This window comes from Lysinibacillus sp. NPDC097287 (assembly GCF_044761695.1).
Taxonomy (GTDB): Bacteria; Bacillota; Bacilli; order Bacillales_A; family Planococcaceae; genus Lysinibacillus.
Map to the genome: position 1 here is coordinate 42,437 of NZ_JBIWCX010000001.1, position 22,912 is coordinate 65,348.

Sequence of the window (22,912 nt, forward strand, 5' to 3'; positions counted from 1 at the left end):
AACTCCTATATCCGTCTTAGTGGTAAGGTCATACAGCGAATGCCTCCACCAGCTTTCTCTAACTCTGTTACTTCAATTTCTATGAGTTTCTTCTTTTGCAATAAAGGATGATTTTTAAAGATTTGCTTCGTTGCCTTCTTACTAATTAATAACGTCTCCGGGTCTAGGTTAAGAAAGTTGATGTCAGGAATCGTAGTATATTTCTCTAGCCAATGGACCTCAAAACCATGACGACCTAGAAATTGCTCAGTCATTTCAAATCGAGCCCCAGTCTCCGTCAATACATGCACTGGAAAATAACGCATGAAGCTCTTGGCAATCACTAAATTTTCATTTACTACATTGCAATTCATATCCAAATGTAACGTATCTGAACTCCGTGGCAAATCAATAATGCCAATTTCAGAAAATCCAGCCTTGAAAATTTTGTCCTTCGTTTTTTCTACGCCTTCAATGCTTGTCCGTGTACCAATGTTGATAAATACGGCATCTTTGTTCAGAATTAATACATCCCCAAACTCTAGCGCTCCCCCACTATTTTTGTCATTTCTATAAAACATTTCAGGAAACCACTTTTCCATCAGCTGATGGGCATGTATATACTCTGGACGTCTCAAAGAAATTCCCGCTTCACCTGGAATAATGATATTGCCAAACACACAAGCAAGGTCACGTACGAAAAAACGATTTATGAGCTGCTCACTCAAATTTTGGACATCAGGTGCTAACTCCTTTGAATAATCAATCACCTTCACCCCTGCATCCTCTAAAGCTTCTTTAAATCCCAAGAAATTCTCCTCGGCTTTTATATGATGCACCGGCGCACTCCACTGCACATTCTCAGCAATCTTTAAATCTGGAACATCCAACTTCGAGGGTGAACAAAGCATAACCACCTGAAGCTCCCCGTGTTCTGACCAACAATTTGGTTGAAATGACAACATGATCTATTCTCCCCTTTTTTGTACCTATTCTTTGTTAGCCTTACCATCAGAAATAGGATTATGCAGAAAAATAGTAGCAGATTTTGAAAACTCTAAATGTGCTACTTTAGAGGCGCCATCTCTCTAAACAACATTGACCAGAAAATATAAGTAATCTATAATATAAATAGTATTTTAATAATTTAGAATTATAAAAATTTCGATAACAAGGAGAGATTTTACATGGGTCGTTTAGCAGGAAAAGTAGCAATTATTACAGGTGGCGCACGCGGTATGGGTGAATCACACGTACGTAAATTTATCGCAGAAGGTGCTAAAGTAGTTATTACAGATTTAAATGTAGAAGCAGGAACAGCATTAGCTCAAGAACTTGGCGAAAACGCAAAATTCATTAAACAAGATGTTTCCAGCGAAGCAGATTGGACAAACGTTGTCACTGAAACTGAAAATGCTTTCGGACCAGTACATATTTTAGTAAACAATGCAGGTATTAGTATCGCATCTTCAATCGCACAAATGACATTAGATCAATACCGTAAAATCGTCGACATCAACCAAGTGTCAGTATTCCTTGGCATGAAAGCAGTACTACCTTCTATGCAAAAAACTGAAAGTGGCTCAATTGTTAATATTTCTTCAATGAATGGTTTAGTAGGCGGTGCAATTGGTTACACAGATACAAAATTCGCTGTGCGTGGGATGACGAAAGCTGCTGCACTAGAATTTGCTCATTACGGTATCCGCGTTAACTCAATACATCCTGGTGTCATCGAAACACCAATGGTTACTGAAGGTGATGCAGTTGAGCAAATTAGAGAATTTGCAAAACATATTCCATTAAAACGAATGGCACAATCTGAAGAAGTATCCAACCTAGTATTATTCCTAGCATCAGAAGAATCAAGCTACTCAACTGGTTCAGAATTCGTTATTGATGGCGGTTTAACAGCACAATAATTTAAAACCCTTCTCATCTACATTTGATCAGTGAAGGTTTTAAATGAGTTGTATATAATCGTAGAAAGTCGATAAAATCAAGTTATTGCGAATACCACGTTCACATAAACTCAATCTTTTTAAACACTGTCGGCATGAATCCGGCACAATATTATTATTTTTACCGCCTATTCATGAACTGCACCTCCGATTGTTAGACACTAACTAACAATTAGCGGTGCAGTTCAATTAATATTATGAGTACCTAGCCTTCCCTCTATTTACTTCGCTATTCTGAACTTTATTATGCAACCCTACCAAACGATTAGCAGTCACCGGATTCCTATTTCCAAGTGTCCATGAAACAATCTATCTCGGTCTTGTACATACATGTAGTTTTGGCGTGCTTAGCTACGATACGTTTCCGAAATAATGTCTTATAACATACTTGGAATAATAGACACCCTACTTAGTGCTACAAAAGTTAATCACACCATGTAGTTTTTACGTTTGTCATTTATCTTCATCGTCTTTAGGTGCATCCTCACTATCTTTCGGTTTATCATCATTTTTATTTTGTAATTGTGTAAATGCATTTTGTAAAAAACGGGGTACCTTGATTCCTAAATGACCAAGGTTTTCGATCATACTGATTCCTTCCATACCGATTAAAAATAGAATCATAGCATGCCGCATAAAATCACCGCTATCTGTAGCTCTATCTAATTGCACTGCAGCAATGACCATTAACATCATTGCTGTCTTTTTCAAAAGCCCTTTAAAAGCTTTGCGTGAATCTACATCTTTAATGAACCAAGCTACCATTACACCTAATGTAAAATCAATAGCCATTAAAATACCCAGTGCTGTTATCAATTCGTCTACACCACCAATTAAATATGCGATCCAAGCAGTAATACCACCAATAATGGACACCCAAAGCGTATTAGTTTCCATATTATCACCTACCTTCTTTTATAACTAAAAAACCTCCACAGATGATTGCGGAGGGTCTAAAAATCTACTATATTTTCATTAAGTTCATTTGTTTTGATCTCTAAAATAGTCTCCCCCCATTTCTAGCATATTCAATTCCTGGAACAACGAGCTCCAACAAATATACCGAACGAACAAACATAAAGTAATAAATTTTGAATATTGTTATTAGGATTGACTACTCCAATTAATGTCCAACCAGATACTAGGTCAAAAAGATCCATTGTTAGGAAATCAAAAGAAAAGACAACTTTGCGCAACTATTCCTTTATGCGAATTGGGTTGCACCACTTCCCTTTATTCCAGCGGACCACGTTCAAAATATTTTAGGAATTACTGTAGCCATTTCAGTTTGTGTTACGTTAAGAAAATCTTCTATTTTCAAATAATTAATAGTGAAAGTAGAATACAGGCTTGTATTTCCTATATAACCCCAAAGCAATTCGTAACGCTCCCGTGAATTTTATATCTAGTAAAAGCGAAAAGCTACCTGCCAATTATCATGGCAGGTAGCTTTTTCTTTATGTTTTTTCTTTCTACTTCAAACTATTACTAAAAACCAGATAAATATGATTGAACGGAATTAGGTAATAGTTGATAAAATAATCCTTGGTATTTTATATCAAGTAAACCGGCAATGATAAATATTATTATAATTAATAATATAATCGGCTTCTTATTCTTTTTAGAAATCCACTTCAATTAGTTCGCCTCCACTGTATAATAACATAATCCTTCGCAGATTAATTATCTTATGATTATACAACATTTATATAATTCTTGAAGGCTGTTACTATAAACATAGAAAACTTCACTTACTTATGGTACTACTCTCTTTTTTTACAAAAAAAGAAGGCTATTCTTTCAAATTCAAATAGTTATAGTAGAACTATGAAGGTTCAATTCCATCTTTATCACGCATCTTGGAAATGATGCATAAATTAAAAATGAAGAAAAACAACTACCAATCCAAGATTATATAAAGAAAGGAATGGCTATGGTAAATTTTAAATCTTTTCGTGGGATTGTTACACAGATAAATGATTTTATGACCGGGCAAGATGGGCAAGGAGAAGGTTGTTACAAACTAATGACTGTAGAAAATGGAAATGGTGGCATCGTCAATTTCGTAATTTCCCCTACTACTTACTTTGTAAACCATGAAATTGTGACTGTAGGGAATCAAATTACTGGATATTATGATGGGGATGCACCTGTACCTTTAATATACCCACCACAATATTCTGTACTTGTCGTTGTAAAGGAAAACAACTATCAATATGTAAAAGTAGACTTTTTTAATAATCAACTGGTGAGTAGTGATGGTCAATTAAAATTAAATCTCTCACCCTATACCCCTATCCTGCTAACAAATGGGCAACCATTTACAAAAAATCCTGCGAACCGAAACCTCATTGTGATCTATGGTCCTACAACAAGAAGTATACCTGCACAAACCACACCTTATAAAATAATCGTTTGGTGTTAAAACTGAATGTAGAAAATATATATTATTTAATCTATTTTCAACATGATTAAATTTGCAACAATAACCCCCGTAAATAACCCCCGTACGCTTTGTGAAAACGTCGGGGGTTATTGCCTCATAATTAAAGGTTTTTTATACTCTTTTGCACTTCATGTAATTGCTGCTTGACCTGCTCTAACAGTGCTTTATTTTGCTGTACCATATCCAAATGCTCTCCATATTGTACTGCATTAGAGTGTGCATTTTCTGCATGTGAAATTTGATCGAAAGCATGCTCAACCGCTATCTCCTCTGGGTGAGACTTCGCATGCGTCAACAAACGATATGCTTTTTGAACAGAGTTTCCAAATAAAGTGCTTGGGTGGTCCTGTTTCCAACTTGTTTCTGAGTGCTTTGCCAAATTTGCTCATCCCTTCCTACCAATTAGAAAATCGATCTAGAGATAGTATTGTAAAATGTCCCGAGAATATGCACGGAAGGAGTGACAAATACTAAATAAATTAAAAATTGAATTCTTGTACATAAATTGATTCGTCATCGAATAACAAATACAAAAAGTCAAGTGTAGACTGTTTACCGACGCCATCTTTAATTACTTATAATACGCTGCACAAGCAATAAAATAATTCGCCACTCCCTCTACGCTTGAATTAATATCCCCATTTTGTCAGCTTGTCAATTTCCCCTCCCCCTCTCAAAAACGAGTTTTCCCAACTACTCCAATCACTAATTACCTTGCTCACTATATTAACCTCATACAAATTTTTAATATGCGAACACCAAATATCGGATAAATTTCCAACTAAAAAATCTTTAGAAAGACACGCAAAAATGTCAAAAAAAAGCCCTAATTTTTCACTTTCATTTTTTAAGGTTTTCTCTTAAAATAGATTGTTGTCAGACGTCTGTCTACCGCACTGAATGCGAATAAAAAGAAAAAATTGGGGGATTCTAAAGCTGAAATGGAGGATTATATTTTTCAACATTAAATCCTAGAACAAAAACTCTTCCATGTCAGTTGAATAGATTTTCTTGAAGACTTCAACGCTAATTCGCAAATTCAGTTAGGAGGATCCATACAAATGACACATACACAACAAAACCTCAGTCCAAGAAATGCCTTTGCCCGTTTCATGGCTGGTTCAGCAATGCTAGCGTACGGTGCGGCACGACTTGCACGTAAACCAGAAAGTAGAGGTGGGCGAATGCTCATCTTGCTAGGTTCAATGAAAGCAGCAGAAGGTGTAACAAAGTTTTGCCCAGTAAAAGCGATGAATTCATCGATGATGAGCAGTAACATGCTACAACAAATGGCTGCTGGCAACAACTCTCAAGATGCATCAGCTAGTACTGGAGCTACATCAAATAGTCGCAACCAATCTGGACAAAATGCTTCAAGCGGTACATCTGGACAAATGAGTGAAAACATTATGCAGATAGTCGAAAATATTGTGCAGATGTTTGCTGGTGGAAACGCAGCTCAAAGTGCAATGGCTGGGGCTCAAAGTATGAGTGGTAGTACTGGACAAACTACTGCGAATAGTAGCACCTCTCAGGCGAGTGGATCTGCTACTCAAACAATTGCTAACATCGCGCAAACTGTTGCGCCACAAGTTGGGCAAATTTTAAACGATGTAGCGAACATTGCCGGATCACAAAATGCGGCAGGAACAAATAGCAACGGAAATTCTGCTAAGACTGGTGCGTCCAACACAAATTCAACACCAAATGGAAATGAGAATTCTAAGAATACTGCAAACAGTAATCCAAATAGCAATAAAAATGCTAATACTACTAGCAGCAACGCTAAGTCTTCCTCTTCTACAAGTAGTGGCAACACCCAGGAAAGTTCTTCAAATAACAACAAACCCAAAACAAATACAACCAAACCAAATGAAACCAAGAAGTAAGCATGAAGAAACAGCAGCACCAAAACACGTGTCACCGCTACTGGCGGCGACATGTTTTCTACCAAATGCTATGTATTTAATTACAAAAATGTATGACAACTTAAGATGATTGGATAAATCCAATCCAATCTAAACTAAATAGTGTGGTGATTTAAATTGGAAAAAGAAGCATTATCGAAAATAGAAGCATTGGCTTTAAAACGATTATTTATTCATCAAAGTAGCTCTCTCAACTATCTTTTAAGAGCTATACTTGCAAGTTTATTCATTGGTTTTGGTGTTATTGTAGCGTTTAAGACGGGTAATTTCTTTTACGCAGAACATTCTCCATTAGCATATCCCGTTGCAGCATTAACATTTGGCATAGCTATTATCCTGATTTATTATGGCGGTGGCGATTTGTTCACAGGAGACACTTTCTATTATACCTATGCTGCATTGCGTAAGCAGATGGCATGGAGAGATGTCGGAAAGCTATGGATATACAGCTATGTTGGAAATATCATTGGCGCCGTTTTATTTGCACTTTTAATTTATGCGACCGGGCTTTTCAAAGATCCCTCGGTAAATGGCTTTTTAGTAAGTGTAGCCCAAGGAAAAACCTTAGTACCGACGGCTGAATTATTCTTCCGTGGTATTCTATGTAACTGGCTTGTGTGCCTTGCCTTTTTCCTCCCTTATGGTGCTAAGGGCGATGGTCCAAAAATGTTCATCATGATGCTGCTTGTTTTTGGTTTCTTTATCTCGGGTTATGAACATAGTATCGCAAATTTTGTTACCTTTTCTATTTCTATGGCTACACAGCATCCAGATGCTGTTACAATTGGTGGCATTATTCACAATATCATTCCTGTTACAATTGGAAACCTTATTGGCGGGACATTGTTTATGGCCTTCATGTACTTTTACTTGAACAAACCGTTTATGGTAGTTGATGAGGATAAGTAAAAATACTTCATTAGAATTTAATAGTGAAACTCAATAAAATCATAGGCAGGAACATAATTGACAAGTACAATATGTTCCTGTTTTTTAGTTTTTATTATGAAAGTATTATATTTATCATAAATGCGTGGTTGAATTATGAATATACATATTACGGATTTTGCGAATGGTTGAGTTGCCACTTCCAAAGAATCTACCTAAACAAGCCTCCTACGCAAAACAAAAAAAAGGAAACCTCCTAACATGGAGATTGCCTTATTTGGAATTACATTATTTCAGTGCCCTCTATAGATTTTGTGTAGTGACATTTTACGCTTCCATAAGAGTATTGCTATTTCTTGCGTTATACAATTGACTTCTATGATTTTCAGCTAGTTCACAGGGTCACTCAGAACGCTTTTCGTTGGTAAATAATCGTGGTTACGCTCCAAGAGGCCGCATAAAGAATCAAGATCACAGCTGCCACTCCCGTATATAAAGCGGGGATGGATAAGCTGACAATAAAATCTGTAATTGTTGTTAAATGTTCAGCTAAATACAACACAATAGGCGGCCCTATGATTGCTGAAAGGATAAATATAATCATAATAACCATTGAAATTTTTCCCCTAAATATATAAAACAACGGGAAGGTAAGCGCAACAAATGATAAGAATAAGCCACTGCCAATTGCCATATCAGTAATCGTAAACGGTTTATCGAAAACAAATAAAGCTATACTTGTGATCCCAATGGATAATCCCATGTAAACAATCGCACCAATATAGCGTGATGCAATAATTTCCTTACGTGTATAGGGTAAAGAATTTAACAAAATATTCGTCTCTGCTTTTTCATCGTACGTATATGTGTTAAAGGGGATAAAGATACTGGCAACTAGAAAAATTAAAGCTGGATGTGAGTCCGAAATGATAAAGACTGCAATAAAAGGGATAAAAATTAATATTTGTCTTTTCTGTAGTATGAGATCACGTCTGATTAAATTAAACATAGCTTTTTCTTCCTTTCATGTAGTACATGATTTCTTCCAAAGATGCTCTTTCAATGACCACCGAATCCCCGAATATATTGTTCACGGCTTTAATATTATCCGTTAATGCCTCAAAACCAGTTGGTGCAGGATGAACATGGACAAAGGCTTTTTCCGTATCTCGATCTAGCAAATCCATGCCGCCTTTCACGAGCGCATATTTTTCAGCGACATCATGAATGGACTGGTTAAATACTAATTCCCCGTTCTGTAAAAACGCGATATAATCTGCGATACGATCTAAATCTGTTGTAATATGCGTTGAGAAGAAAATCGTACGACTACCATCAAGCATTAATTCTTGTAAAAGATCTAGCAGCTCCCGTCTGAAAATCGGGTCTAAGCCTGCTGTTGGTTCGTCCATAATGATCAGTTCTGCATGATGGGATAGGGCGATCGCCAATGATGCCTTCATTTGCATCCCCTTGGAGAACGTTTTGATCGCTTTATTAAGGGGTAATCCGAATCGTTCTACATATTGATAAAACAAGGCATCGTCCCAGTTTTTATAAGCAGGCCCAACAATGCGCTTTATATCTTTTAAGTTCAGCCCTTCAAAAAACACATTGCCATCGTAGACAAACCCAATGCGCTCCTTAATCTCCTTCTCATGCGCCCTGTAGTCCAACCCGAAAACCTTGACGTCCCCAGCATCCGGCTTTAATAAATTCATAATCATTTTGATTGTCGTCGACTTACCAGCACCATTTGCGCCGATGAAGCCCGTCACAAAGCCTTGTTTCACTTGTAAATTCATATTTTTAACGGCAAAACCTTTTAAATTTTTCGTGATACCTGTCAATTCAACTACATTTTCCATTCATGTCACTCCTCATGTAAAATCTTCAGTAATTGCTGTAGTTCATCCAGTGATAGACCAATTTCTTTACTGTTCATGATGACCGCACTCAACTGCTCCTCAATGGCCTTCAGCTTGCGCTCTCGCATGACTTCTAAATTTTGTTCTGCGACAAAAGAACCTTTGCCGACAATGGAATAAATAAAACCAGCCTTCTCCAATTCCTCATAAGCGCGCTTTGTCGTGATGACACTCACATGTAAATCCTTTGCGAGTTGACGCATGGAAGGTAAAGCGGCTCCATCTTTCAGATCTCCTGATAAAATTGACGATTTAATTTGATGCGTAATTTGTTCATAAATCGGCTCCTTCGAACTATTGGCAAGAATTATTTGCATGTTAATCCCTCTTCTTTGTTTTTACTCAACTTCTTTTACTCATTTGAGATACACCATATACAACGGCGACAATTCCGAATAATACAAGAATTAGTATATTTGTTAGTAGATCGCTAATTTTTGGTATTGAGTCCTCAAACACCTTTAAAAGAACCAATATCACTACGACAAAAATAACCCCCATAATCGAGACTTTTTTCATGATTTCTTTCCTCCCTCAATCCCTCTTCTCTTACCAACTTGAGATCAACCATATGAAGACGAAAAATAATACAAAAAATATAAAATTTGTTAGTAGACAGCTGATTCTTGGCATTGAGTCCTGAAACACCTTTATAAGAACTACTAGTACTACGACAAAAATAAAGCCTATAATCGAGACTTGTATCATTATTTCTTTCCTCCCCCAATCCATGCTTCACGCATTCCACTAATCATGTGAGATGATGATCTATTGATTGAAAACGATATACAAGTATCCCCCTAAGTTCTAATATTGTATATATACTATATTCACATTATACGCACTTTTAAAACATCATGCAACCTTTTTTGTTTGAAAATGGAAAATTTAGTTGTAGTGTCATTTACTTCGCGGGTATAATACGTGCTTGCGCGGGTAAAGTCATCTGTTCCGCGGGTAAGTTCGGACTCGCCCTTGAAAGCTTAGCTTAGCGCAATACGAAGCCATAAAAGGATGGCAACTCATCGGGAAACTTTTCCGTTCTGCTCACATCGAAATCGAGAAAAATCAGTAGATCGCGGCTGATCTCGACGAACATTGTTTGTAGGCAATGACGTCTCACTTTGTGGCCGTTCTCTAAGAATCTATAAAATTTTGACCCACTGGCAAGTGCATATGCCAGTAGTCATTAAAGAACTCATTTTGGCACTCTAAAGTGCGTTCTTCAATTAGCTTTATCCATATTCTTTGTTTTTCGTTTAATACCACGAACTTGTTTTTCTCGCTTCCTATTTTTCCTTATTACTAACTTGGATGTTCCATTACTTTCATAACAAAATGACAATCATCACCACAAAAAAGCCTCTGTAAGTGGGATCCACATACAGAGGCTTTTATTGTCTTATGAAAGTCATAATACATCTTTGCTAAATAAGTTGTGCCAATGGCATCTACCGTACAGCATTTATTTTTAAGAGACTAAATTCTCTAGGGATATAGTATTTATTATAAACCAATGGATAGTCCTCATGGATAAACACACTCTCAAGTAATAAATCACAGTCTTCTCCACCAACAACCTCATATTTCTGTACCGAAGAAATAGCTAAAGTTGAATGCTTGATTTCGATGGATGCTCTATTGGCAAGCTCATAAATTCGAGTTTCAAGCATCTCTAATAATTGATCATTCTCTTGGAGATTTAAATTCAATTCAGTAACTGCTTCAATTGCCATAAAAGTAAAGGAGTATCCTACAACTTCCCCTTCCCATTTATACCACCGCTCAAACGCGACCACTGCTGCAGCCTTCCTACCTAATACTTGCTGTGTATACTCACTTTCCAAATCAATTCTAAAACTCATCTCAACATCATCAATTTGTTTTGAATGAGATTTATACATGGGGTTTCCTATTTTCTCTAGACCGATTTTCGGCGCTTTTGTAGGGATTCTTGTTATGTAATTTCCTTTGCCATGGACCCTTTTCACCAATCCATCATCTTGTAAAAGTGAAAGCGCTTGTCTTAAAGTCATTCTACTGACCCCACACATTTTAGCTAACTCTGGTTCCGAAGGCAATTTGCTATCACCCGAAAATGTACCATTCATTATCAGCTTATATAATTGATCATATACAGTATTATATAATGGTTTTTTTCTATTTTGCTCCTTAGCGATTTTGTATTCCATCTTCTCACACACCTATATTATTTTCAAATTATGGACCATCAACTAGTTATATCCTCGCTATGTATTATAACATTTTTTAAGCATTCTAAATCTTCATATTCCTCTAATATATAGAAAAAAATGTGTCACAGTGTTAGCTGTGACACATTCAATTACAAGATCTTACTTAATTTTCTTTCGCAATTTTCCCTAATAGCACCCAGTACAGTCCAAGGGCAACAACTGCTATAACTGAAAGGGCAATTAAAACAGTTGAAGTTTCTAAATTATCTTGCATTGCTGCAGTGTAAGCAATACCGATAGAACCGGATACATTGATTGTTAAGTTGTAGAAACCAATTGCTGTTCCTGATTTTTCTTTAGGAATCGTGCTAAGACAAGTATCAAGTAAAGGTGCATACATTAACGCGAATGAACCTGAGAATACAATCATAGAAAGTACATAGATAACAACAGTGCTTTCAGTAAATAATCCTGGAATGAATAGCGCAACCGCGATACCACATAATGCCATCAGTGTTGCTTGTTTACTGTTTAAGAATTTACCAATTTTACCAGAAAGGGAACCAACAATAACTGATGCCACATAACCTGGAATTAGTAACAGTGAAATCATATCTAGTTTCAAGTCATAAATTCCCTCTAAAATGAATGGGAACACGAAAATATAACCTAATTGTACTGAGTAAATAACAAATACAATTGGTAGCGTGCGAATGAAATGCTGGTTTTTGAAGAAAGTCGCATCAATTAAAGCTTTTGAGCTCTTATTGATGTAAGTTAAAAATAGACCTAATGCTATTGCAAAACCGATTAGGTATAGCCAGTTAAAGTTTGAAATATATAGCATAACTGTTGTAGCGATTGCTGCGATTAAGAATAATCCAATTACGTCAACATTAGCCTTTCTAGACTCTTCTTTAGGTAATAACTTCAAGATGAATGGAAGGATAAAGATTGCAATTAAAGCAATTAAGAATAAAGTTGTCCAGTGTAAGTAAGTAGAAATAAATCCACCTGTTAATGAACCAACCAACATTGACATTGCATAACTAGCTGTACTTAATCCTAAGAACTTCTTTTGTTCCTCTTTAGGTAAGTGTTTCGTTACGTAAATAACATACAATGTTTCAGCAGATGCTAAACCAGCTGTTTGAATAATACGTCCAAAAAGAATCATTGCAAAATTATCTCTAAACAGATAGCCAATTATCGATCCGACAACGATGAAAATAACACCTGCACTCAACAGCGTACGGATATTAATTGAGTCTGCTAACGAAGCGTAAACTACTGCCCCAATACCAATTACAAGACCCGCCAATGTTGCTTGCCAACTAACCGTAGTTGCTGAAATTCCAAGGTCTTTTGCGATGTCTACAGATACTAATTTAAACGAGTTATCAATAATTAAAGCGAATAGAAAGAAAAACAAAATAACAGGAACTGCTTTTTTTGCATTGAAGCTTTGTGTTTCATTTTTATTTATTGCTTCCATTTTTAAGATCTCCTTCTCGTAATAGTTAATATTTTTTCCGATTGGTTTTAGACATTAAAATAGTCTGAGGGGGTGAGGGAAATTAAACAACTTCCTTTTCCCCACAGACTTTATAGGTTGATATAGCTTATTTACTCAGCAAGTTCTAAAGCGATTTCCATCATTTTAGTAAATGCTGTTTGTCTTTCTAATTGAGTTGTTTTCTCATGTTTGAAGATGTGGTCACTGATTGTTAAGATACAAAGTGCATTTACACCTGCTTGTGCAGCATTCATGTAAAGTGCTGCAGATTCCATTTCTGCGCATAAAACGCCCATTTTGCTCCATCTTTCCATTGCTGTTGAATCAGCGTTGTAGAAAACGTCACTAGCAAGAACATTACCAATACGAACTGGATAACCTTTTTCATCTGCAACTTTTTTAGCTTTTTCTAATAATTCATATGATGCAGTGATTGAATAATGTCCAGGTAGGTTGTATTGGTGTGCGTAGTTTGCATCTGTTGATGAACCCATTGCAAACACAATGTCATATAAATTCAGATCGTCTTGAATTGAACCCGCAGACCCGATACGAATTAAGTTTTTAACCCCAAACACATTGATTAATTCCCAAGAGTAGATACCCATACTTGCAGTACCCATACCTGTACCCATTACTGAGATTTTTTTACCTTTAAAAGTACCTGTATAACCAAGCATGCCACGCACTTCATTGAACTGCACTACATCTTCTAAAAAGTTTTCTGCGATGAATTTAGCGCGTAGTGGATCCCCTGGTAATAGGATTGTTTCTGCAATTTCTACTCCATTAGGCTTAATGTGTGGTGTTTCTTTGTGATTTGTGCTCATCGTATAAGTCTCCTTCTAAATAAGTTTAATTAAAATAGGTTCTACATTAAGGTGCTCTATTTCCTCAGAATTATGAATGCGTTTTCTATTACAAGGAAAAAAGTAGACAACTAATTGTTTGACCGGTCAACTTGTATATTAAGTTGTCTAATTGATATGTATATAAAATACCACAGGTACATTTCACTTTTCAAACCTATTTTCGAGTTTTCCACATGAAATTGAAAACCCTTTCACATTTTCGTCAAAATATTTTCTCGAAAAAACCTATTTTTTCTATATATAGGTTCTTTACCATAATATAGGGTTGATTTCCGGTCCGGCTATGCGCTTTCCGGGGGGCATCCAGCCGGAACGAAGATCAACATGCATTCTAAAATCTATATGTACTGTCATCCTCAAATGCTGGTGATGAACCAATAAAAGTAAAAAACATTCACAATGAAATTTCCATTAGTGAATGCTTACTATTTTTTATACCTTTAAAGCACCTGATTGGTTTTATTGATTATCTTTCCGATATAACTCCCGACTTTTATAGCCCGCACTTAAAATTGCTTTCATTTCCTCACGGCGTTTTTCTTTAGTAGCTTCTTGTTTTGCACTATAGACATAACGAGCCCAGTCTTTTTGGTAGCCCGGCGTTAAGGATTGATAAAACGCGAGTAAATCTGATGTATCTTGTAGATCATTTTCAATTTCAGGAATCAATGCAATGTAATCGTCTACACATTGGCTGGCTTTGGTCGATACCTTATTCTTACTTTTTGAGTCTTCCTTTAGTCCAACTACTGTGAAAGTATCATCTAATCCAACCATCCGGGCAAATTTGATGTTACTTGTACCAACGTAACCGGCTTCGTCTGCACCTAACCCTTCCAATAGATCATCACGATGAATAAAAGTTGGGTATACTTTATTCCCCTTTTTAGGATACGCTAAAAAGATATAGCCATTTTTATTTAGATAATTATTGACGATCACGTCGTTAACGACACCTTTTAATGAATCCATATCTAAGACAAACGCAAATATAAGATCGTAAGTACTATCTGTTAGCTCCGTGTCATAATCTTTCAACTCAGCTAAATAATTCGCGCCTGCTGGTAAATGTAATACTGCCACCTTCTCGAATTTCTTTAAGTTTAATTTTTCAACTATTGTTTTCGTCATCATTTTCAATCCTATCTGGTTATTCTTCTAATAGTAAATAATCTAATGCGTTCAGTAGAAAATATCCTTTCCTCTTCTTTTTAACTTCCCTCATCTCTTCAATATAATAAGAAGAAACTCTAAAAATCCCCTTAAAATGCATTACATCTCTTCATTCATGTCATTCCTTTACTATTAGCTTGGCTAAAGTTAAGTAAAATATGTTGCTCTTTTTCATTTCAGACTAGTGTTTAAGTGTAGCTTTAAGCTAATAATAAAACTTTTGAACACTTTTTAACAATATCCGAAAAAAATTCAAATTTATTTTGACAAATTCCAAAATAGGTTTGAAAAACTAAATAAACCTGTGCTATTTTATAGCCATACAATTAGACAACACAAAATACAAGTTGACCGGTCAAAACATAAGTTGTCTATTTTTTCCTTGAAAAGTGAACATTTTCATAATGCCAAGGAAATAGAACACCTTAATCTAGAACCTTTTTTATTTAACCTATTCAAGTAGAAGAAAGTACAAATGATAAAAAAAAGCACACGTTTAGCCAATAGATGATGTGTAATTCAAAGCAGTGCTTGGCATGTTAGGATATAAAACTCCTTCTTAATGAGCGTATATTCCTAATAATCAGTGCCAAACTATGTTAGTCATTTCTGAAATTCCTTTTATGGATTATAAAAATTGAACTGGAGGCATGTAAGATGAGTTTAACAGGTGGAAATAAAGTTGTATTAGTTGGTGCAGGAGCAGTTGGGTCTAGTTACGCTTACTCTTTAATTAACCAAGGGATTTGTGAAGAATTAGTACTTGTCGATATTAACCAAGCAAAAACAAAAGCAGATGCAATGGACTTAAATCATGGTCTTGTATATGCGCCAATTCCTCAAAAAATTACTTATGGTGATTATAGTGATTGTAAAGATGCTGCTATCGTTGTTATTTGTGCAGGTGCAGCACAAAAACCAGGTGAAACTCGACTTGATCTTGTAGGCAAAAACCTTAAAATTTTCAAATCAATTGTAGATAGCATTATGGCTTCTGGCTTCAACGGTATTTTCTTAGTTGCTTCTAACCCAGTAGATATTTTAGCTCATGCAACTTGGAAATTCTCTGGCCTACCAAAAGAAAGAGTAATCGGTTCAGGTACAATTTTAGACTCTGCACGATTCCGTTACCTACTAGGCGAAGAATTTGGTGTAGCACCAACAAGTGTTCATGCTTATATCATTGGTGAACATGGTGATTCAGAACTTCCTGTTTGGAGCAGCGCGAACATTTCAGGTAAACGTATTGCATCTGAGTTATCAGAAGAGCGTAAAAATGAAATCTTCGTCCAAGTTCGTGATGCAGCTTATGAAATTATTGAGTCAAAAGGTGCCACTTATTACGGTATCGCAATGGGTCTTGCACGAATCACGAAAGCCATCTTACGAAATGAAGAAGTTGTTTTACCTGTTGGTTCATTATTAGAAGGAGAATATGGTCACAATGATGTGTATGTTGGTGTTCCTACAATCATTAATCGTTCAGGAAGAAAGAGCATCGTAGAGCTTCCACTAAGTGATGAAGAAAAAGCTAAGCTAGATCATTCCGTTAAAACATTGAAAGAAATTCAATCTCCATTTTGGCAGTAATATCAAAATGGAGTAGGGACATCTAACAAAGGAGCTATACATCATGTTAGTAGAAACTTACGATCCATTCAATAATTTACTACTCTCCTCACTAGTCGCAGCTGTTCCAATTATTTTATTTCTTTTATGTTTGACAATCTTTAAAATGAAGGGAATTTATGCAGCTTTATTGAATTTAGTGATTACATTCTTTATCGCTATGTTAGTGTTTAAATTACCGATGGGCGAATCAGTTGGTAGTGTCATTCAAGGTTCCATTCAGGGGATCTGGCCGATTGGTTATATCATTGTTATGGCCGTGTGGTTATATAAAATCTCAGTTGATTCAGGGAAATTCGATATCTTACGTGCGAGTATTGCCGGTATTTCTCAGGACCAACGCCTCCAACTACTTCTTATAGGATTCTGTTTTAACGCCTTCTTAGAAGGAGCTGCTGGCTTCGGTGTACCAATCGCGATTTGCGCGGTGTTATTAGTTTCTTTAGGATTCAAACCACTGCAAGCTGCGATGCTATGTCTAATTGCAAACGGTGCTTCTGGAGCGTTCGGTGCCATTGGTATTCCAGTAGCCATTACGGGAACATTGAATTTAGAAGGCGGCGTAACGGCAATGGATGTTTCTGCAATGACAGCATTAACGTTACCGATCATTAACTTTACAATTCCTTTCTTACTTGTCTTCTTAATTGATGGGATTAAAGGGATTAAGGAAACTTTACCAGCGATTCTTGTTGTATCTGGTACTTATACGGTTACGCAAGCCATTATTACCGTATTTATGGGCCCAGAATTAGCTGATATTATTCCGCCTTTACTAGCGATGGGATTATTAGCGGTTTTCTTAAAAAAATGGAAGCCGAAGAATATCTTCTTGCTTAACGGTAAAGAAGTTAAAATTGAAAAACATTCAACGAGTGACGTCATAAAATCTTGGTCACCGTTCTATTTGTTAAGTATCTTTATCTTCATTTGGAGTTTACCGCCATTTAAGGCATTATTCGCAGAAGGTGGCGCGCTAGCCTTTACTAAATTAACGTTTAGCATTCCAGGTTCATCATTAAGTTCAAGCATTGATTTAGTAAGTGCAACAGGTACAGCCATTTTGCTGGCAGGTATCACAACGATTTTAACAACAGAATCCATTAATTTCAGTCATGGTTTTAAACTTTTAGGACGAACTATTAAAGAATTTTGGATTCCAATTGTGATGATTTGTGCGATTCTCGGTATTGCTAAGCTCATGACATATGCAGGATTAACAAGTGCATTAGGTGAGGCTGTAGCAACTACAGGAGCAATCTTCCCATTATTATCACCAATACTCGGATGGATTGGCGTATTTATGACTGGATCCGTCGTAAATAACAATACATTGTTTGCCCCTATTCAGGCTACAGCCGGTAGCATTATAGGTGTCGATTCAGCTTTATTAGTATCTGCAAATACAGCAGGTGGTGTAATGGCTAAGCTAATTTCCCCACAATCGATAGCCATTGCCACTGCTGCCGTTGGAGAAACTGGTAAAGAAGCCGAGTTAACAAAAATGACGTTAAAATACAGTATTGCATTACTTGCATTTGTTTGTATTTGGACATTTATTTTATCCATGATTTTTTAAAATCTGCGGAAGCTTAGTACCCCCCTTAGACTAAAGTTTCCACAGATCCTCCCTTCTCGCTTATGTGAGAGTACTGAAAAAGACCAATTATTTTTGCGAGGTATTCGACGATTGAATTGTCGAGTACCTTGCTTTTTTTATTTCAAATAGAACCTACTTTTATTTCCAAATTGTTATAATGCTTATATCTATATTGGTTTGGTCACAACCTGTAAATGAGTAATCAGTTCTTTCTTCGCCTCTTTAACATCTATGGATCTGCAGGTTGCTGTATTTATACTACCAGACCCATATGTATCAGTTGTTGATTTTATCACTTCACCATTGTATTCAATCTCGTGTAACATTCAGTATCCTTCTGTTGAATATGTGATAATTCTAATTTTATCTTTAAAGCCTTATTTCATTGGTAAATCTAAAGCGGACATTAACACTTTAAAAGAAAAAGAATAAAAAAGATCAAAGAAATAGGGCACTTTTTGTTCAAAATTGAACCTTAAGTGCCCTATTTTACATGGTCATGATAGATATATAAGGTTTTCATTGCCCTCAAAAGAATACAAAAACTTGTTCAATGTCATCTTTTTTCTCTGCCTTTATTAACGCGCTAGCAAACGAGCTGGATTCTCTACCGTTATATTTTGAATGTCTACCTCAGGAGTCCCTATATTTCTTAGAGCCGGTACGACGAAATTTAATATACGACTATATCCGTCTCCACCATAACGACGAGTCAACATCTTAGTAAAAACATCACAACCAATCACGAGTTGTTTGGAATACCCTTCTTTTATCAAAGCTACCAAACCAGCAAGTCTTTCGTAATCTGTTTGGTTTAATAGACCAATCGGCTCAAGGTTCCAATTATGACCAAAAGTGTCGAAGCTGAGCGTAAATCCAAGATCAAGCAGTTCTTTCGCGTACTCCATATCAAGTCGACGTGAGTCAGGATCTAACAAATAATTGTTCAATTGATAAGACTCAGGGTAGTTGAAAGTTAATTTATCCATATGAGCAAACACTACCCGTTGAGGATCCGCTCCCTCTTCAATCAACATTTTCGCCATTCTCCGCCCATCGTCTTTAGTCATTTGAAGGCCTTGATGTAGAGTAGCAGCAAGGCCTGTATTCACGGAAGTTCGAGCAATCGCTCTCACCATTTTCTCTGATCTAGAACTCAATGAATTGGGAGCAAATTTAAGATGACCAGCCCTGACACTCGTTCCTTCAATACCTTGTTCAACTTCATTTTTCATATAATTACTGAAATCATCCACTGACATTTCAAGATATTTTGCTGGCCAAGAATCTTCCGCATATAATCCAGTTGATGCCACAATATGCACACCTGTTTTCTCGGAGATTCTTCTAAGCCCTTCAACATCCCCTCGAATACCAGGTATGCTGAGTTCAAGGATGGCCGAACCGCCAGCTATGTTAAAGTCCTTAACTTCTGCATTCATCAGTTCCTCATCTAATAAGCTTGTGTTGTCTTTAGATATACTAAAAAAACCATGATTAAGAAAACTCAAATTTTCGATTTTAACTGGTTCATCCGGTTTAGCGGGAAAAAAAATTTTGTCAATTGTAGGAACTGTTTCTTCAGCCACTTTGGCATAAAAACCTACATCAGCAAGGATATGTTCATGCATAGATGTAAAACCCAATTGGTTAGGAGCTATAGGACCTAACACAGTCATTATCTCTTTCGTCATAATGATTTCCTCCCACAGTTTTTAAATTAGTTTTATCTTTCACATAGGCCGTCGTTCTTTTTTAATAGAAGACCACAAATAAGGCCACAGTATCTCCTTACTGATTCTTAAGGAGATACGCTAGCTGTAATGCGATAATTTATCAGATTGAATACTACATAAGTCATTCTCTAATCACGACATTCAAGTGCATAATGTTTAGGAGCCCCATAGCAATTCTCTCGAAATTTCCATTCTAGCTAGAATTCATAGGTTGCCTCCATATTTACTAGAAGTTCAATATTCCGAAAATTAGGAATATCTTGAATTTAATATACGATTATTTTATACTCAAGTAAATTCGATTTTTCTGAAGTATCATTTAAATATAATTAAAGGAAGTGTTACTATGAATATCGAACAATTGATCCATATTGTGGAGGTTTCGAAGACGAGATCTATTACTAGCGCTGCTCAAAACTTGCATATATCTATTTCTGCAATCAGCCAATCTATTTCTAATCTAGAAAAAGAATTTGGAATAAAAATATTTGAACGCTCAAGAAAAGGTACAATACCTACAAATAAAGGAAGAAAAATCATTAAAAATTCAAATGATATTTTGATACAACTACAAAAATTAAAAGAGGAAGCTCAAATAGATGCCTCCTTGATCCATGGGAAATTAAAAATAGCTACAATTCCTGGTTTTATGAAATACCTGATCAAGTCCATGATTTCATTTAATGCCGCCTACCCTAATGTAAGTTTTGAAATTATTGAAACTGGAACGCCAGATATAATTGAAAAAATCCAACAAAATAAAATAGACATGGGTTTTGTCGCTGTGTACGGGGATATATTAAAAAAAGGAACAGATTTGTCTTTTGAAGTTTGGTTAGAAGGAAAAATAAAAGTATATGTAAGCAAAAATTCTCCGTTAGCGTTCCAAGACACAATAAGTCCTCTGGAACTGCTGAATCAAACCGCTGTATATTATAATGGAGATCAAGGTTTCATCGATGATTTCTTCAAAAACTATGGACCATTGAATATTTTATTTAGTTCAAATAATACAGAAGAGCTCATCAAAGCCGGAGTTGAAGGTACGGCTTTAGGTTTTGCTTCAGATTTCACAATGTTAAATGACCCTCATTATATAAATGGTGACCTTGTCGCAATCGAACTAGTCGATCATCATTCAACAAAGTCATCCTCTGGCTGGATTTACTCAAATACGAAACACATTTCTAATGCTGCCAACATATTTTTAGAGTACATTAAAATAGAATTTCCAAAGCACCAGAATTGCTTAGATTCTATTTAGCAATTACTTCATATCAATGGTAAGAATATCTTAATGTCTTATCCCTTGACGGAGAAACAATAAATTTGTTACTAGCGTTGCTAAAGGATGTTCTATTGTATTATTCTTTGGTTTAATAAACTTCATTAAAATAAACTCAATTATTTCAGCAATCAACTTAACATAAAAATCAGTAACCATTTTAGCAGAGATTTCAAACTATCGTCAACGTGCTAATTTATACACTTTTAAATCATAACCCTTTATTTATAAATACAAAAGGTCCAAATCATTTGAGATTTGGACCTAAAATTACTACTATAATTTGATTTTTTACTCCGAACCCGTTAGCCTAAGCGAATGCGTTTTTTATCATTTCGATAAATCGATCTTTTTATTTAATAAGAAAATCGTCAACCCACCAACAGTCATCGACAACAGCTCACCAATTCCAACCGTAAACCAAGTCGCCCAAAACGGAAGATCGTATAGGATGGTTAATTGCCCTGCAACTGTGAACATTGAAAAAGCAAAAATCAATGCGGTCACAACCATTTTCATAATATCATTTGTAATATTTTTCGTTACACGTCGACATAGTAGTAATACAAGAAATGTCGCAATTCCACCGATTGGTACATCTAGTATCCAAGTTGGTGACAAGAAATTTGCGAGTACTACGCCAAGCGTCACTGCCACTACATACCGCTTGTGGTACAATACCAAATAGTTGAACATCTCCGATAATCGTAGTTGTACAGCGCCAAAACTAATAACTGACAATAAGACAGTTACCGCCACATACAAAGCTGCAACAAGCGCAGTCTTTGTAAGTTCACTTACAGAAGTGCGTGATGAATCTTTAAAAACAGACGTATCCAATTTTCATTCTCCTTTGTAAAATAGCGCGATCGCTATTTTAGTAATAACTACGACCAAAGGAAGAGAGCATTTCGCCCTAACAGAAGTGCCGTAGTGCAAGCCAAATTTTGCTTACTTGCGCATTGTAACAGAAAAAACCATAGTTTAACAGGTTTATTTTGTAAGCCAACCACCATCTATCGGTATGATAGCTCCGTGCATATAGTCAGCTGCTTGACTCGCCAAATAAAGTGTTAAACTTGCCACTTCACTTGGTTGCGCCCAACGGCCAGCTGGTGTTTCTTTTGCTACCCATTTTGCGATTTCACCATCTCCTTCAAAATCGGCCTTATTCATCGGTGTCTGAATAGCGCCAGGTGCAATCGCATTAGCACGAATCCCTTCACTGCAATAATCTAAATCTAACTGCTTGGTATAACCAACGATGGCATGCTTTGATGCGGTATACGCTGCACCACCGCCACCGGCCACGAGTCCTGCAATAGACGCCATATTAACAATTACACCCGTTTTCCGTTTTAACATATGAGGTAAAATCGTATTCGTCACAAAATATGTACCCTTAACGTTCGTATTCATGATTCGATCCCAAAGCGCCTCATCTGTATCGAGCGTTTTTGCAAAGCCATCTAACACACCTGCAGTATTAAGTAAAATATCCACATGTTTGAATGTCGCTACAGCTTCCTCAAATGCTCTCACTACATCCTCCTTATTACAAACACTCCCTACCCGATAAGCAAAGCGTTCATGATATTGTTTACGTAGCTGTAGTAGCCCCTGCTCATCCAAATCAAACGCAAATACATTTGCCCCATTCTCTAAAAAAGCAATGGCTTGCGCCTGACCAATACCAGAGGCAGCCCCCGTTACAAATACAGTCTTACCTGCATACTCTTCAAATTTCATAACATCTCTCCTCAAAACAAAAAGCCC

At 36.3% G+C, this 22,912-nt stretch carries 22 protein-coding genes; 7 read left to right on the plus strand and 15 right to left on the minus strand.

The window, feature by feature from the left end:
• Window positions 1-5: 5 nt before the first annotated feature.
• A complete protein-coding gene (locus tag ACIQ2D_RS00190; RefSeq protein ID WP_402857600.1) occupies window positions 6-944 on the minus strand; it encodes an arginine deiminase family protein in 939 nt (312 codons plus the stop codon).
• Window positions 945-1,166: 222 nt separating this feature from the next.
• On the opposite strand from ACIQ2D_RS00190, the gene ACIQ2D_RS00195 reads away from it, so the two are divergent.
• Entirely contained in the window at window positions 1,167-1,901 is a 735-nt protein-coding gene (locus ACIQ2D_RS00195) for a glucose 1-dehydrogenase (protein WP_402857603.1), read from the plus strand.
• Between the two features lie 492 nt (window positions 1,902-2,393).
• Here the strand turns inward: ACIQ2D_RS00195 and ACIQ2D_RS00200 are convergent, their stop codons facing one another.
• On the minus strand, window positions 2,394-2,837 hold the full coding sequence (locus ACIQ2D_RS00200) for a phage holin family protein (protein ID WP_402857606.1): 444 nt from the start codon (window positions 2,835-2,837) through the stop codon (window positions 2,394-2,396).
• A gap of 1,036 nt (window positions 2,838-3,873) precedes the next feature.
• On the opposite strand from ACIQ2D_RS00200, the gene ACIQ2D_RS00205 reads away from it, so the two are divergent.
• Entirely contained in the window at window positions 3,874-4,365 is a 492-nt protein-coding gene (locus tag ACIQ2D_RS00205; protein WP_402857609.1) for a hypothetical protein, read from the plus strand.
• A 121-nt stretch (window positions 4,366-4,486) separates the two neighbouring features.
• On the opposite strand, the gene ACIQ2D_RS00210 is transcribed toward ACIQ2D_RS00205, so the two are convergent.
• Window positions 4,487-4,765 (minus strand): hypothetical protein, encoded by a 279-nt coding sequence (locus ACIQ2D_RS00210; RefSeq protein WP_402857612.1) that lies wholly within the window; start codon window positions 4,763-4,765, stop codon window positions 4,487-4,489.
• A gap of 682 nt (window positions 4,766-5,447) precedes the next feature.
• Here ACIQ2D_RS00210 and ACIQ2D_RS00215 point away from each other — a divergent pair.
• Window positions 5,448-6,275: a YgaP family membrane protein gene (locus ACIQ2D_RS00215; protein WP_402857615.1), complete on the plus strand. Its 828-nt coding sequence runs from the start codon at window positions 5,448-5,450 to the stop codon at window positions 6,273-6,275.
• Between the two features lie 156 nt (window positions 6,276-6,431).
• Window positions 6,432-7,223 carry a formate/nitrite transporter family protein gene (locus ACIQ2D_RS00220; RefSeq protein WP_402857618.1) on the plus strand — a complete coding sequence of 264 codons (792 nt, stop codon included), beginning with the start codon at window positions 6,432-6,434 and terminating at the stop codon, window positions 7,221-7,223.
• A gap of 385 nt (window positions 7,224-7,608) precedes the next feature.
• On the opposite strand, the gene ACIQ2D_RS00225 is transcribed toward ACIQ2D_RS00220, so the two are convergent.
• The 8 genes from ACIQ2D_RS00225 to ACIQ2D_RS00260 form a co-directional block, all read right to left on the minus strand.
• Window positions 7,609-8,211 carry an ABC-2 transporter permease gene (locus tag ACIQ2D_RS00225; protein WP_402857621.1) on the minus strand — a complete coding sequence of 201 codons (603 nt, stop codon included), beginning with the start codon at window positions 8,209-8,211 and terminating at the stop codon, window positions 7,609-7,611.
• On the minus strand, window positions 8,204-9,070 hold the full coding sequence (locus tag ACIQ2D_RS00230) for an ABC transporter ATP-binding protein (RefSeq protein ID WP_402857624.1): 867 nt from the start codon (window positions 9,068-9,070) through the stop codon (window positions 8,204-8,206). The genes ACIQ2D_RS00225 and ACIQ2D_RS00230 overlap by 8 nt, the downstream gene beginning before the upstream one ends.
• A 5-nt stretch (window positions 9,071-9,075) precedes the next feature.
• Window positions 9,076-9,447: a GntR family transcriptional regulator gene (locus ACIQ2D_RS00235; RefSeq protein ID WP_402857627.1), complete on the minus strand. Its 372-nt coding sequence runs from the start codon at window positions 9,445-9,447 to the stop codon at window positions 9,076-9,078.
• A 25-nt stretch (window positions 9,448-9,472) separates the two neighbouring features.
• Window positions 9,473-9,649, minus strand: a complete 177-nt coding sequence (locus ACIQ2D_RS00240) for a hypothetical protein (protein ID WP_402857630.1) — start codon at window positions 9,647-9,649, stop codon at window positions 9,473-9,475.
• A 932-nt stretch (window positions 9,650-10,581) separates the two neighbouring features.
• Window positions 10,582-11,322 carry a GntR family transcriptional regulator gene (locus ACIQ2D_RS00245; protein ID WP_402857633.1) on the minus strand — a complete coding sequence of 247 codons (741 nt, stop codon included), beginning with the start codon at window positions 11,320-11,322 and terminating at the stop codon, window positions 10,582-10,584.
• Between the two features lie 166 nt (window positions 11,323-11,488).
• The gene (locus ACIQ2D_RS00250) at window positions 11,489-12,820 is read right to left on the minus strand and encodes an MFS transporter (RefSeq protein ID WP_402857636.1); all 1,332 of its coding nucleotides are present in this window, start codon (window positions 12,818-12,820) and stop codon (window positions 11,489-11,491) included.
• A 131-nt stretch (window positions 12,821-12,951) separates the two neighbouring features.
• Complete coding sequence (gene deoD / locus ACIQ2D_RS00255; protein ID WP_402857639.1) at window positions 12,952-13,671, minus strand: purine-nucleoside phosphorylase; 720 nt, start codon at window positions 13,669-13,671, stop codon at window positions 12,952-12,954.
• A 501-nt stretch (window positions 13,672-14,172) separates the two neighbouring features.
• On the minus strand, window positions 14,173-14,847 hold the full coding sequence (locus tag ACIQ2D_RS00260) for a YdeI/OmpD-associated family protein (protein ID WP_402857642.1): 675 nt from the start codon (window positions 14,845-14,847) through the stop codon (window positions 14,173-14,175).
• 696 nt (window positions 14,848-15,543) lie between these two features.
• On the opposite strand from ACIQ2D_RS00260, the gene ACIQ2D_RS00265 reads away from it, so the two are divergent.
• Together ACIQ2D_RS00265 and ACIQ2D_RS00270 are read left to right on the plus strand one after the other, a co-directional pair.
• Window positions 15,544-16,476 (plus strand): L-lactate dehydrogenase, encoded by a 933-nt coding sequence (locus ACIQ2D_RS00265; protein ID WP_402857645.1) that lies wholly within the window; start codon window positions 15,544-15,546, stop codon window positions 16,474-16,476.
• Between the two features lie 43 nt (window positions 16,477-16,519).
• The gene (locus tag ACIQ2D_RS00270) at window positions 16,520-18,094 is read left to right on the plus strand and encodes an L-lactate permease (protein WP_402857648.1); all 1,575 of its coding nucleotides are present in this window, start codon (window positions 16,520-16,522) and stop codon (window positions 18,092-18,094) included.
• A gap of 188 nt (window positions 18,095-18,282) precedes the next feature.
• On the opposite strand, the gene ACIQ2D_RS00275 is transcribed toward ACIQ2D_RS00270, so the two are convergent.
• Together ACIQ2D_RS00275 and ACIQ2D_RS00280 are read right to left on the minus strand one after the other, a co-directional pair.
• Entirely contained in the window at window positions 18,283-18,441 is a 159-nt protein-coding gene (locus ACIQ2D_RS00275) for a hypothetical protein (protein ID WP_402857651.1), read from the minus strand.
• A gap of 252 nt (window positions 18,442-18,693) precedes the next feature.
• Window positions 18,694-19,809, minus strand: a complete 1,116-nt coding sequence (locus ACIQ2D_RS00280) for a phosphotriesterase family protein (protein WP_402857654.1) — start codon at window positions 19,807-19,809, stop codon at window positions 18,694-18,696.
• Window positions 19,810-20,197: 388 nt separating this feature from the next.
• Here ACIQ2D_RS00280 and ACIQ2D_RS00285 point away from each other — a divergent pair, with 388 nt between their 5' ends.
• Window positions 20,198-21,115, plus strand: coding sequence for a LysR family transcriptional regulator (locus ACIQ2D_RS00285; protein ID WP_402857657.1), 918 nt, complete (start codon window positions 20,198-20,200; stop codon window positions 21,113-21,115).
• A gap of 351 nt (window positions 21,116-21,466) precedes the next feature.
• Here the strand turns inward: ACIQ2D_RS00285 and ACIQ2D_RS00290 are convergent, their stop codons facing one another.
• A complete protein-coding gene (locus ACIQ2D_RS00290; protein WP_402857660.1) occupies window positions 21,467-21,976 on the minus strand; it encodes a QueT transporter family protein in 510 nt (169 codons plus the stop codon).
• 153 nt (window positions 21,977-22,129) lie between these two features.
• Window positions 22,130-22,885 (minus strand): 3-oxoacyl-ACP reductase, encoded by a 756-nt coding sequence (locus ACIQ2D_RS00295; RefSeq protein WP_402857663.1) that lies wholly within the window; start codon window positions 22,883-22,885, stop codon window positions 22,130-22,132.
• Window positions 22,886-22,912: the final 27 nt, after the last annotated feature.